Below are 12242 nucleotides of genomic sequence, written 5' to 3'. Positions count from 1 at the left end.
CACCGTCGTCGCGAGCGTGGGGGAGGGGATCGAGGGAGCGGTATACTCCCCGGGCGATGAGCGCCATGAACCCCGAAGGCGGCGCGGCTGCCGACCTCGTCGTACCGGAGGATCTCCCCTTCCTGGAGAGCCTGTCCTGGTTCGACGCCCGCTGGCGTGAGCTGTCCGCCATCGAGATGCTCCAGCGCTACGAGCGCGGGTGGCGGAATCGCGGCGTGACGGCCGATCTTTCCGGCGAGGAGGCCGCGTTCGTGCGGGCGCTCATTCACCGCTTCGGGAGCGTGCTCGATGTTCCGGCGTGAGCTCTACCGCACCATGGCGCGCGTGCTCGACGCCCTCGATGCGAACGCGCTCGCGCGGACATCCTTCCGCTTCGGCGGTGGGACGTGCCTCGCGCTGGCGCACGGCGAGTACCGTCTGTCGCGCGATCTCGACTTCGTGTGCTCCGACCCGAGCGGGTACGCGGAGCTTCGCCTCGCGGTGCGAGAGCGCGGGTACGACGCGCTCTTCCCCGCGTCCGCGCGGGCCACCTTCGGCTTTCCTCGGGAAATTCGCACGGATCAGTACGGCCTGCGCTTCCCGGTCGTCGTGGGGGGCACGTCGATCCGCGTGGAGATGATCCGCGAGGCGCGCATCGCGCTCGGCCCCGCCGCGCAGGCCGCATGGACGCCCGTGCCTCTCCTGTCCGTCACCGATGCGTTCGCCGAGAAGCTCCTCGCGAACTCCGACCGCTGGGCCGATCGAGACGAGCTCTCGCGCGATCTCGTGGATCTCGCCGTGCTGCGCGTCTCGCACGGGCCGATCCCGGAGGCGGCCTGGGCCGCCGCAGAGAGCGCTTACAAGTCCGCGCCGCTCCACGACCTTCGCAAGGCGGCCGAGCGGTTCCTCTCGGAGCCCAGCTACCAGGGGCGATGCTTCGCGGGGCTCGACGTCGAGGGTACGGACGACGTGCTGCGCGGCGTGAGCGCGCTGCTCTCCGACCTCGATGCGCACACGAACCAGCGGGAGCAATAGCCTGCCCGGGGCTGGCCAGGTACGCCCCAAAGCGCGCATCACCCGGGTCGGCGTGCGGCGCCAGGAGGGAGGACGATAGGGCGATCGTGCGCGAGGCACGGGACACGTGAATGCGCACGGCGAGTGGGGGAGGGTGGCGTGGAGCCGGGAGCGATCGGGGGGCGACCGTGCGGGAGAGGAGCTCTAGACGATCGGCTCGGGTTCGTTCTTCTTCCTGGCGCTGGCGGCGCGGGCCCGTTCGGCGCGCCGCTCTTCTTCCGCCGCGTCCTCGTAGGGCGAGAGGAGGCGGTCGCGGAGGAGCGCGTGCGTCTCGTCCGTGTCGTCGTCGTACTCCGCGTGCACCTGCACCATGAGGGTGCCGTAGGCCTCGTGCCACGCTTCCACCGCCTTGATCGCCGGATCCGCGCCCTTCGCCTCGGTGACGCCGAGCTTCTGGCCGTAGAGCGCGGTCCAGCGGCGGAGGCGATCGACCTCGGCCCCCAGGCCGAGGCGCTCCACCGCCGCCTTCACGTCCTTGCCGTCGAGCGCCTTCACCATCGCGTTCATGCGCACCCACTGCTGGGAGTACACGAGCTTGACGAAGCCCGTTCCCGACGACAGCACCTCCGAGCGCACGAGCGCGGCGTCGGCCCGGCGCGCGGCCTGTCCATGGCCCACCGGCAGGATGTCGTCGTGGTCGAAGGCGCGCTCGATGCCGTCGAGCTGGGCGCCGAAGGCGGAGATGCACCGGTCGGCGCCGCGGTCGATCTCCGTCATGGTGGCGTCGGTGCTCCCGAGCGCCTCGACGGCCTCGGTGCGCGCGATGACGGACTGGACCGCTGCGTCGACCTTGGGGGCGAGCTTGGTCTTCCTGGATCTGAGCGCCTCTCGATGAGCGGCGAGCTTCGTACCTGCGATGATGCACCCGGCCGGCGTGAGCCGGCGGGCGAGAAACGCGGCTTTTCTCATGATGGCAGGGATATCACGGCCGAGCGGGCGTGGGAGCGCGGGGCAGCATTGCGTCCATGGGGGGCGGTGGCTCCCCGGGGCGCGTCGGCGACGCGGCGGCGGCTCCCCGGGGCGCGTCGGCGACGCGGCGGTGGCTCCCCGGAGCGCGTCGGCGACGCGGTGGTGGCTCCCCGGGGCGCGTCGGCGACGCGGCGACGCGCCCGAGGTCATCGTCGCCGTCGGAGGCGCCTCAGGTGCAGCGGCCGCGTCATTCCCAGCCGCGCGTGCGCTCGAGCGCAGCGCGCAGCGCGCCGCACCGACCCATGCGATCCACGCTCTCGGCGAACGATTTCCTCACGTCATAGGCGAGCTGCGCGGGAAATCCACGGGATGCGAGCTCCATGTTGTGTGCCTTCTTCAGGCACAGCGCCTGGTCGGGCGCGGGCAGCTCATCGAGCTCCGCACGTTTTCCCTCCCATGCCTCGATGTCTCCGACGTGGCGGCCCCCGTGCTCACGGCGGCAGATCTCGCTCGCGCGTCGAACGTTCTGGTAGAGCCACGCCTCGATGCTCCGGAACGGGCAGACGAGAAGGAGATGCTCGATCTGCAGTACGGGAGCAGGCGGCTCGGCGTCGCCCTTGGTTCGTAGCCTGGTCCGAGGCGCATTGGCGCGACCGCGGTCGACGACCTGCGGCAGTTGCATGAGGACCTTCCGGTCGAATTTCGCGATGTTCTCGCTGGTGTCCCGCTCGGCCCACGGCCGATCCCCATCGATATGGAAGATCACGAACGTGCCGGGCGACAGGAGCTTGCGCGCGATGTACTTCAGCAGCCGGACGCGTCGCTCGTGCTCGCGCGGGTTCTTGCCGTCGGTCTTCCAGACGTTGCCGCGCATCGCCTCCTCCTCCATCGGCTCGCTCGGGAGGAAGTCGACGCGATGGCGCCCGTAGCCGGGAACGACGACCTCGAGCATCCGGCCGACGAGCGCCTCGACGGTCGCGCGACCGTCCCTGCCGCTGTCCTCCGTGAGGATCACGATCGAGAGGCGGGTATCCTCCGGAGTCACCACAGGCCCCGCGACTGGAGGATCTCGCTCACGTGCTCGACGCCGACCTCGTACGCGGCGAAGAACTCCGCGGCATCCTCTGCGCGCATGTTCGCCCAGCTCCAGGCCGGTCTGCCGCCGCTACGCTCGCCGCGACACAGGACGAAGCTATGACGGACCTGCTCGGGCGAGGTGATGGGGATGTAGTCGAGCAGGAGCGGGTTCTGGCTCGTCAAGAACGCCTGACGCTCTCCGATGGCGTCGACGCACGCCGTGATCCAGTGGTGATGCAGACCGTTCACGAGCTCGTCGGCGATGACGATGTCGTCGTTGCAGGCGAGGTAATAGAAGAAGGTGAGCAGGCGCTTCTGCCCGTAGCTCAGGCGCGTGTGGGTGATGAACTCGCCGCCCTCCCACCAGAACCGGAACACGAGACCCCCGAGCGTCACGTACTCGGAATCTTCGCCCCACGGGTGCCGTTCGGTCACGTCCACCTTCAGCTCGGCGGCGTCGAACCCCATGATTCCCTTGATGGTGGCAAGGAAGTCCAGATCAGCGTGCTTGAAGGTGTAGTCAGACCTTGACCGCTCGTACATCGGCGCCAGCTGTCGGAGGAGGGGCTCCGGCAGGAGAACGGAGCCAGCTCCAGCTATCAGCTCCTTTCCTCGACGAACGACGACCCTCTCGTGAGCGTCACTCGACCCAGCTAGCGACGTGAACAGCTCCAGTGACTCGTCGAATCGCCGCGCGGAGCTCCCAGCGAAGACCCTGTCGAAGATGGAGCCCATGAACTCAGGAGTCTCCAGCATGTAGTTCCAAAGGAATCCTGCGTCGAGGCATGAGAACACCCGACCCGCTCCGATCGGCTGGTTATCTCCGATCGTGAGTCTACGCTCGACGTCGTACCGGATGCGGCGGCGAGTTCCAGAGGACGAATCCTCGATCGTGACGTCCGCAGCAGGGCGCCAGTGCTCCGATAGGTCAATCTGGGGGCGAGGCGTTGTCTCTACAAAGCTCGTCTGCTCCTTGTTGCCGATCGCAACGAGCACCGTCGCTTCTCCCGGAACCGCGAGCTCGTACTCGACGGCGAACTCCTCCCTGGCGAGGCCGCTGAAATCCGACCTCACGACCATCGAGATCAGCTCGAGCAGCGTCGTCTTTCCGGTCCCGTTCTGGCCGAGCAGCACGTTGAGGCCGTCCGAGAACCGGAGCTCCGTGCCCGGTGCCACGCCCCGGAACTTCTCGATCCGCAGTCGCCTGAGCTTCAGCATCACGCGCCGACGTTAGCCGGCCGCGCTGTGCCGTCAACCGCGGCTGCCCGCGCGCAGCGGGCGGCTGCCCGCGCGCAGCGGCCGGACACCCGCCCCGAATCGCCGGGTGATCACACCGGCCAGCCCGCCCGCCGTCAGCGCGCGACCAGGCGCATCGCGGGGCGGCTGTGCTGGGTGTGCTCGGCCTCGAGCTCCTCCAGCTCGAACGCCCTGTCCATGTCCATGTCGAGCTCCTCGAGCTCGCGCTGCGTGCTCTCGCCGCTGTCGAAGCCGTCGAGCTCGCGCATGAACCGGTCGATCTCCGCGCAGGTCGCCGGCGAGTCCACGGGCGTCATCGATTGCTCGTGCATCAGCTGGATGAGCTCCAGGATCGTCGCGAGCTTCTGCGACACCACATCGAGCCCCTCGCGGGTCCGGCTCCAGCACTCGGCCCGCCGGTAGGCGATCGAGAGCCGCCGCTCGGACAGCCCGCGCGCGCGCCCCGCCGACGTGCTCCGGAGCGTCTCGAGCGACCGGATCGTCTCCATGAGCTCGCTGTGGTTCGTCATCGCGAGCGACTCCTGGCCGGCCTTGTGCGCGATCGCCAGGCGGATGTAGCTCATGAGCAGGCGGCTCAGGCCGAAGCCGTCGTCGAGCAACAGCGGGACGGAGCCGCCGCGGCGACGGATATTCTCGCGGGTGCGATCGATCAGCCGGTCGAGCCGCGCGAGCTCCTGCTGGTGCCGGATGTCCATCTGCCGGATCAGCGACTCGCGCGCCCGCGACCACGCCGCCCGATCGGCCTCGTCGAGCTGCGCGTCGATGCTGCGCCGGAAGTAGCCGCGCCAGGGGATGATGCACAGGATCACGAGCTCCGCCCCGAGGCCGAACAGCAAGAGGAGCGGGCTCCAGCCGATGAAGCTCAGGAGGAGCACGCTCCCCACGACGAGCAGGTTGTACGGGTGCACCATCACCCGCCCCAGGTAGGTGCGCGCGGTGCGCCTCCGCAGCGGTGCGACCTGGACGCCGAACGCGGCCAGCGTCGCCCGCGACTCGGCCATGCTGGCGCCAAGCACATCCTCCAATCGGCAAAGCTCTCGATCGCACGTCGTCATGGAGCCCCCCTCCTCACCACCTGGTCCTCTGGTCCTCGTGCCACCTCGCCCCGTTCACCACCCCCCGCGGCCGACACAGCCGGTCGGGCGTTCGGCGCGAAAGCGCGCGCCCCGCGCAGGCGCGCTGTGAACACAGCTCACGCTCGCCGAGCCCCCGCCGGCGACCACCAGCCCGCACAGCCCGCCTCGGAGGACCCAGAGCCCGCCGCGCTCATCGGCCGCCCATGAGGTAACATCATGAAAATTCAATATTTTGTGGCGGCGCTGCGGCATCACGAGCTCCACGAATCTCATGCTTGTCTCGCTCTTCGCATCTCGAAGGCCTCGCGAAGGCCCGCGGTGCGTCGCCGGAGCGCAGCGCCGCGGTCGAGCCCGGAGCGAGCAGAGCGGGCTCCGTGCCAAGCGCCGCGACACCGCGGGGCGCACGATCGGTGAGGGGGCGCGCTCAGGCGTGCGGCGGAGGAGCTGCGTCCAGCACGTGGACGCCGGGGGCGCCGAGCGACATGGGCACACGCTCGAGGCCGGCCGCGCGCGCCGCAGCGAGCCAGGCCGCCGAGGGCGGCGCGCCGCCGACGTAAAGGGAGACGTCGCCGCCGCCGGCGCCGCTCGGCGCGAGCGCTGCGCCCTCGGCGGCCGCGGCGGGGCGGAGGCGCGCGAGGGCAGGGGTGACGATCGGCGCGCCCGCGCGGTCGCCGAGCTCGGCGAGCGCATCGACCTGGCGATCCAGCGCGGCCACGAGCGCGCGGGCGTCCGTGGCAAGGGCCGCCGCGCGTGCGCCCCCGGCGGCCGCGTCCAGCAGGGCGCGGTGCGCCGCCGGCTCGCGGGCGGCGAGCGCGCGCACGCGCTCCAGCATGGCGCTCGTGCGCGCCGAGGCGTCGCTGGCGAAGACCTCGATCGCGAGCCCGCCCGGCAGCGCGTGCGGCGTCACCGCGAGCTCGCCGTCCGGCCCGAGCCGGCAGCAGAGCACGCCGCCGTGGACGCTCGCCGCGACGTCGACGCCGCTGCCCCCGCCCTGCGCCCGCCGGTGCGCCGCGAGCGCGGCAAGGAAGAGCGCGCGGACGTCCCAGGCGGGCATCGGCCGGCCGGACGCCGCCGCCGCGGCAGTCGAGGTCGGCGCGGACGCCGCCGCGCGCGCCGCGAGGGTCGCCACGAGGATGGCCGCGCTCGAGCCGAGGCCGAGCTTGCGGCTCGCCCCGGACGGTGGCGCGCCCGGCGAGGCCGCCCGCGGCTCCGGCGCCGCCGACGCCGCCGCCGACGAACGAAGCGCGGACGCGTCGAACCACACCGCCCGGTCGAGCGCGCCCGCGTCGATCGCCGCCTGGACCTCCTCCGTGACGAGGTCGGCCCGGCGCGCCGGATCGGCGACGACATACCGATCGACCGCGGCCACGAGCGCGGGCGCGCCCTCGAGCACGGCGTACGCGCCCGAGAGGACGAGCTTGCCAGGCGCCCGGACGATCACGCGCCCGCGCTCCCCGCCAGAGGCACGAGGCGGGCACCGCCGCCGGGGACGGCCGAGATGGTGCGGAGGACGCCGGGGACGGCGAGCAGCGCGCGCTCCACGGCGGCCTGCGCCTCGGGCGCCGTGAAGACCTTCACGTGCGGGCCGGCGTCGATGGTGAAGAACGCCGGCATGCCCTGGCCCCGGAGCCTGCGCACCTCGGCGATCACCTCGACGGTGGCGCCGGTCCAGTAGAGCAGGCCCGGCGAGGCGGCGATGCTCGAGGCGTGCATGCACAGGGCGCTCGCCTCGGCCGCGGCGCCGAGCGCGGCGAAGTCGCGGGCGAGGACCGCCGCGCGGACCACGTCGAAGAGCGACGGCGCGGCGTCGACCCAGGCGGGGAAATACGGGCTCGTCGTCGCGGTGTGCCGCATGCCCTCGCTGGAGCCCACCTCCTTCGGGCCCTCGCGCGTCACCGCGATCACGACCGCGAGCGGCCAGTGGCCCTCGGGCGCGAGCGGCGTCGCCGCGAGCGTCTCGTCGCCGGGGCGCCCGGCGCGGAGCTCGACGAAGCCGCCGAACGCGGAGCGCGCGGCGGAGACCGAGGTCCTCCGCGCGAGGTCGCTCACCACGGCGGGCGCGGTGGGCAAGCCCGCGGCGGCGCTCGCGGCGAGCGCGAGCGCGGCGAACGCCGACGCGCTCGAGGCGAGCCCCGCCGCGGTGGGGAAGTCGTTGTGGCTGACCACGCGGGCGCGCTCGCGCCGCCCCGAGGCGGCGCGGACCCGGTCGAGGAGCCCGGCGACCCGGCGCGTCGCCCCCGAGTCCGGCGGCAGGGCCGCGCCGCCGAGGTGGAGCTCGTCGCGATCGAGCGACGGGTCGAAGACGACCTCCGTCGTCGTCGCCATCCCGGCGAGCGTCACCGAGAGGCTCGGCACGGCGGGCAGGTTGTGCCCGTCGGCCCGTTTGCCCCAGTACTTCGCGAGGGCGATGTTCGGATGGGCGATCGCGGTCGCCCGGCTCACGGCGCTCATGCTTGCTCCTCCACCCCCGTCCTCGTGCCCGCTTTCACCCGGGTCACGAAGCCGCTGTACCCCGCGTCGCGCCAGGCGGCGAGCACGCGGTGTGCCGCGCCGCTCGACGTCGCCGCCGCGCCGCCGGGCAGCGGGGGCGGGAGCAGCGCGATGACCGAGCCGCCGCCGCCGGCGCCGGTGAGCTTGGCGCCGAGCGCGCCGGCCTCGCGCGCGAGCTTGCACAGGGTCTCGATCGCCTCGGTCGAGACGAACATCCCGGCGAGGAGCGTCTGGTTGAGGTCCATCAGCCGGCCGAGCCCGATCGCGTCGCCCGCCTCGATCGCGAGGGCCGCGCTCTCGACGAGCGCGGCGATGCCGGCGACCGAGGTCTCGGCCAGCGTGGGCTTGCGCTCGAAGAGCTTCGCCACGAGCTCGACCATGCTGCGCGTGGACGACGGCACCCCCGTCGAGCCCACGCACAGCCAGAGGTCGTCGCGCGGGGCGACGGAGCTCGCGCCGTGCGCCCGGGTGAAGCGGAAGCACCCGCCGCGCGCCGCCGCCGTCGTGTCGATGCCCGACGGGTTGCCGTGGAACACGCGCTCCCAGGCGGCCGCCGCGGTGACCACGGCCTCGGCGGTGAACGCGGCCGGCGCGATGGACGCGGCCGGCGCGGCGGCCTCGGCCGGAACCGCGGCCTCGGCCGGAACTGCGGCCTCGGCCGGAACCGCGGCCTCGGCCGGCGCGGCGGCCTCGATCGACCCGCGCGCCAGCGCGGCGACCGCACGGGCGATCGCGACCCCGAGCGCCGCCGAGCTCCCCAGGCCGCCGCCGGGCGGCAGGTCGCTCTCCGCCTCGACGCGCACCGGGCCGGCGCCGGGGAGCGCGTCGAGCAGGGCCGCGAACGCGTGCGCGATGTCCCCCTCGGCCGGCGCCGTGCCGTGCTCGCGCCCGCCCAGCCGGAGCGCGCTCGCCCGCGCGTCGACGCGCGTCGCGCGCGCGCGGGCGCCTCGCTCGATGCCGGCGGCGAGCGCGGGCGCTCCGTACACGACCGCGTGCTCGCCGAGCAGGATGACCTTGCCGGACGCCTGGCCGAGCGCCTCGATCATGCGCCCGTCCACCGGAGCGCGCTCGCCGCGCCGCACAGGATCTGCCGGGCCGACGCGCTCACCGGCAGCGATCGCCCGAGGACCTCGGCCTCGCCGCACAGGGCGGAGAGCCGCTCCTCGACCGCGCGCCGCGCGCCGCACGCCTCGAGCGCCAGGGTGGCGGCCGTCACGGCGTCGTCGCTCGCGTCCTTGTGGCCGAGCGCCCGCTCGACGGCGCTCCGGCCCGCGGCGTCGAGGCGCCCCTCGGCCGACGCGAGCACCGCGGTGCGCTTGCCGGCGCGCAGGTCGTTGCCGACCGGCTTGCCCGTCGCGGCGGCGCTCCCGAAGGTGCCGAGGAGGTCGTCGCGCAGCTGGAAGGCGACGCCCACCGGCGCCGCGAACCGCTCGAGCGCCGCCACGGTCTCGGCCGGCGCGCCGGCGAGCGTGGCGCCGAGCGCGAGCGGGCCGCGCACCGTGTAGCTGCCGGTCTTGAGCGCGTGCATCTGCTCGACGTCCTCGGCCCGCCCGACGATGTCGAGGTGCTGCCCGATCACGACGTCCTCGTGCATCGCGCAGAACAGCCGCACGGCCGCGAGCGCCCTCGCCGGCGGCGCCTCGGCGCCCGCGAGCGCGCTCAGCGCGAGGCTCCACGTGAGATCGCCCGCGAGGATCGCGGACGAGGCCCCGAGGTGCGGATCGCCGAGCACCTCGGTCAGCGCGACGTGCACGGTGCGACCCCCCCGCCGGACGGTATCGCCGTCGATCCAGTCGTCCTGGATGAGCAGGTACGTCTGGAGCAGCTCGAGCGCGACGCCGGCGTCGATCGCGGGCTCGAGCGGCGCGTCCGGCGCGACGCCCTGGTAGGCGGCGACGAGCAGGCCCGCGCGGAACCGCTTGCCGCCGCGCAGGGTGAGGTTCCTCGCCTCCATGGCCATCGCCGCGACCTCGCGGCCGTAGCGCTGCACGTGGCTCACCCTGTCGCGCCAGCGCTGCTCGAGCGCGGCCTCGATGCGGGGGCGGATCGAGGAGAGGAAGTCGAGGAACAGGCGCGCGCCCGGGTCCTCCGTCCCTTCGAGCGTTCGATCACCGGCGCGGGGCGCGCTCTCTCCGTCCTTCGTGTGCGCTGTCATGGAATGCGCGGCAGCCTAGGAGCCGCGCGCGAGCCGGTCAATCTCGCCCGAAAAAGGGCGGATAGCGCGGTGAGTCGCGCCGCTCCGCGCCGCCTCCGAGGTGGCTTGGGTCCTGCAATGTGGGGGGGCCGCGTCGCGGGCCGGGAGCGCCGCGCGCAGGCTCCCTGCGAGATCGCTCCTCTGGAGTTGCGCGCCGAGCCTCGCCGCAACCGAAGGGAAAGGGGGACTTTCGTGAAGAGATCACCGGGTGGGGTGTTGGGCATCTTTCTCCTCATGACCCTCGGCGTCGCCGGGTGCAGCGGCCGCGACGCCGGCGAGGATCTCCCGGAGAGCGCCGGTGACGGTGCGTCCGGCACGGCGCCCGCTCTGACGCGGGCGTGGGCGAGGGCGAGCTTCCTGCCCGCTTACCGCGTGATCGGCCGGAGCGCCGATGTCGCGCGGGCGTCCGCGCTCGCCGGCGCGCTCGGGCTCGCGGAGGAGAACTTCCGGGGCGGCGCCTCGATCGGGGCCGACGGCGCGATTCGCTACCTCGATCGCGCGCGGTTCCAGCGCTTGCCCACGACGAAGGCCGGCCCGCCCGCGCCCGGGTTCCGCGACGAGCGCGGCTTCGCCACGGCGCCGGGCGATGACGCCCTGGATTTCGAGGCGCTCGCGGCGCTGCGCGTCGTCCCGGAGCCGGACGCTGCGGCGCGGGCGTGGGCCGCGCTGGAGGGCGCGCGCCTGCCCGTCGGGCGCGACATCGCCGTGGGCCACTCGCTCTTCGAGGCGATCGACGTCGAGGGGCGCTACGTGGCGCGGGCCGAGCTCGACACGCAGGTGAGCTTTCGCGAGCAGGCCGAGGGGCTCCGGCTGATCGGCCCCGGCGCCAAGGTCCGGGTGACGTTCGACGCCCAGGGCGCCGTGACCCACCTGATCTACGCGCGTCGCGACCTCGAGCGCGGCGAGGACGTCGCGATTGTCCCGGCCTCCGAGGCCCCGGCGCTGTGCGCCCGCGCGCTGGGCGGCGGCGCGGTGATCGCGGCCGAGCCGGAGCTCGTCTATTACGCGCCGCCGCTCTCCCGCGAGGTGCGGCGGATCCTCCCCCATTTCGTGTGCAGCGCCAGGCGGCGCGTCGGCGGTGAGGTGGTGGACGTCCGCAAGGTGATCGTCCCGGCCGTCGTCGACGCTCCGAGGGCCGCGATCACCGTGCGTGTGGACGGCGAGGCCGTCTCCGCGGAGGCGAGCGTCACCGGGGGCACTGCTCCCTACACGTACAGGTGGGTATCCTCGGCGCGCTCGCTCGCCCCTGCGGACGCAGACGGCAGGGCGGTGCGGATGGCGCGGGGCGGCTCGGGCTTTCGCGGCGAGACGGAGACGCTCTCTCTCTATGTCACGGACGCCGACGGTCTTGTCGCGACGGCGGCGCGGCCGCTCTCGTTCGCGCGCACGGCGGGGCCCGCGGCGCCGAGCCCGCCCCCGTCGCCGAGCCCCTCCCCGTCGTCTCCGGGCGACGAGGGCCGCGCCATGGTCGGCGCCGAGTGGGTCGGGCTCTGCGGCGGCCTCGATCATTCGGCGGCGAACGTCGACGGGCTCCTGAAGACCTTCCGGGAGGGGGGGGTCCAGCAGCGCTTCAACTGGGGTGAGCTCCGCGCGTGGGAGGTCGATTTCAAGGATCCGGCGCTGGGGGGCCAGGACGCGTCGTACGCGGACTCGGTCGATCTCACGTTCTATACGGGGCACGCGAACGGCGTCGGGTTCATGTTCTGCAGCGCCATGAGCGATCGGTTCCTGCACTTCAGCGACGCTCACTGGGGCAACTCCAACCTGGAGTGGATGGTGGTCGCCGCCTGCGGCCCGCTGCAGGACGACGCGGGCGCCTGGCGTCTCCGGTGGTCGGGCGCGTTCGACGGCCTCCACCTCCTGCTCGGCTATGCGACCGAGTCGTTCGACGACACGACCGAGGGCTCCCTGTTCGCGAGCTACCTGCTCGACGACAAGAGCCCGGCGCCGGTGCGGCAGGCGTGGGCGACGACGGCGATCGAGATCCAGCCCGACGACAAGGTGACCTACGCCGTGATGGGGGTCTATGGTGCGGACTGGACTCTCCCCAACTACGATGATCACTTCTGGGGCAAGGGCCCGGTCGGCCCGGACCTCCGGGGCGCCGCGAGGATCGGGTTCTGGCGGATCGCCGGACCTACCTGAGCGCCGCGTCGTCCAGGCTCATCCCTGGATCCCGCCGGCTC

At 73.3% G+C, this 12242-nt stretch carries 11 protein-coding genes; 3 read left to right on the top strand and 8 right to left on the bottom strand.

The window, feature by feature from the left end; genetic code table 11:
- Positions 1-56 precede the first annotated feature (56 nt).
- Positions 57-302 (top strand): hypothetical protein, encoded by a 246-nt coding sequence (locus tag WMF28_RS21085; protein ID WP_437494337.1) that lies wholly within the window; start codon positions 57-59, stop codon positions 300-302.
- Entirely contained in the window at positions 289-1014 is a 726-nt protein-coding gene (locus WMF28_RS21080) for a nucleotidyl transferase AbiEii/AbiGii toxin family protein (protein ID WP_437604056.1), read from the top strand. The genes WMF28_RS21085 and WMF28_RS21080 overlap by 14 nt, the downstream gene beginning before the upstream one ends.
- Positions 1015-1197: 183 nt before the next feature.
- Here the strand turns inward: WMF28_RS21080 and WMF28_RS21075 are convergent, their stop codons facing one another.
- From WMF28_RS21075 to WMF28_RS21040, 8 genes are all read right to left on the bottom strand, one after another.
- Complete coding sequence (locus WMF28_RS21075) at positions 1198-1962, bottom strand: phosphoenolpyruvate--protein phosphotransferase (protein WP_437604055.1); 765 nt, start codon at positions 1960-1962, stop codon at positions 1198-1200.
- A gap of 247 nt (positions 1963-2209) precedes the next feature.
- Entirely contained in the window at positions 2210-3007 is a 798-nt protein-coding gene (locus WMF28_RS21070; RefSeq protein WP_437604054.1) for a hypothetical protein, read from the bottom strand.
- Positions 3004-4257, bottom strand: coding sequence for an AAA family ATPase (locus WMF28_RS21065; protein WP_437604287.1), 1254 nt, complete (start codon positions 4255-4257; stop codon positions 3004-3006). Before WMF28_RS21065 ends, WMF28_RS21070 begins: the two co-directional genes overlap by 4 nt.
- 134 nt (positions 4258-4391) lie before the next feature.
- The gene (locus tag WMF28_RS21060) at positions 4392-5312 is read right to left on the bottom strand and encodes a hypothetical protein (RefSeq protein WP_437604286.1); all 921 of its coding nucleotides are present in this window, start codon (positions 5310-5312) and stop codon (positions 4392-4394) included.
- Between the two features lie 484 nt (positions 5313-5796).
- A complete protein-coding gene (locus WMF28_RS21055) occupies positions 5797-6813 on the bottom strand; it encodes a hypothetical protein (protein ID WP_437604053.1) in 1017 nt (338 codons plus the stop codon).
- Positions 6810-7823 (bottom strand): diphosphomevalonate decarboxylase, encoded by a 1014-nt coding sequence (gene mvaD / locus WMF28_RS21050; protein WP_437604052.1) that lies wholly within the window; start codon positions 7821-7823, stop codon positions 6810-6812. Before mvaD ends, WMF28_RS21055 begins: the two co-directional genes overlap by 4 nt.
- Entirely contained in the window at positions 7820-8908 is a 1089-nt protein-coding gene (gene mvk, locus WMF28_RS21045) for a mevalonate kinase (RefSeq protein ID WP_437604051.1), read from the bottom strand. Before mvk ends, mvaD begins: the two co-directional genes overlap by 4 nt.
- Positions 8905-10017: a polyprenyl synthetase family protein gene (locus WMF28_RS21040; RefSeq protein WP_437604050.1), complete on the bottom strand. Its 1113-nt coding sequence runs from the start codon at positions 10015-10017 to the stop codon at positions 8905-8907. The genes mvk and WMF28_RS21040 overlap by 4 nt, the downstream gene beginning before the upstream one ends.
- 252 nt (positions 10018-10269) lie before the next feature.
- Between WMF28_RS21040 and WMF28_RS21035 the strand changes: the two genes are divergently transcribed.
- Positions 10270-12201, top strand: a complete 1932-nt coding sequence (locus WMF28_RS21035; protein WP_437604285.1) for a DUF6345 domain-containing protein — start codon at positions 10270-10272, stop codon at positions 12199-12201.
- Positions 12202-12242: the final 41 nt, after the last annotated feature.

Origin of the sequence: Sorangium sp. So ce590, from assembly GCF_051521365.1 — a bacterium.
In the GTDB taxonomy this organism is placed as follows: domain Bacteria; phylum Myxococcota_A; class Polyangia; order Polyangiales; family Polyangiaceae; genus Sorangium.
The sequence above is the reverse complement of the archived record's forward strand: the minus strand, read 5'-3'. Positions and strand labels throughout refer to the sequence as shown.

Coding starts and splice junctions, on each gene's coding strand:
- WMF28_RS21080 (WP_437604056.1), top strand. CDS start 289: ATGTTCCGGCGTGAGCTCTACCGCACCATGGCGCGCGTGCTCGACGCC.
- WMF28_RS21085 (WP_437494337.1), top strand. CDS start 57: ATGAGCGCCATGAACCCCGAAGGCGGCGCGGCTGCCGACCTCGTCGTA.
- WMF28_RS21040 (WP_437604050.1), bottom strand. CDS start 10,017: ATGACAGCGCACACGAAGGACGGAGAGAGCGCGCCCCGCGCCGGTGAT.
- mvaD (WP_437604052.1), bottom strand. CDS start 7,823: ATGAGCGCCGTGAGCCGGGCGACCGCGATCGCCCATCCGAACATCGCC.
- WMF28_RS21065 (WP_437604287.1), bottom strand. CDS start 4,257: ATGCTGAAGCTCAGGCGACTGCGGATCGAGAAGTTCCGGGGCGTGGCA.
- WMF28_RS21075 (WP_437604055.1), bottom strand. CDS start 1,962: ATGAGAAAAGCCGCGTTTCTCGCCCGCCGGCTCACGCCGGCCGGGTGC.
- mvk (WP_437604051.1), bottom strand. CDS start 8,908: ATGATCGAGGCGCTCGGCCAGGCGTCCGGCAAGGTCATCCTGCTCGGC.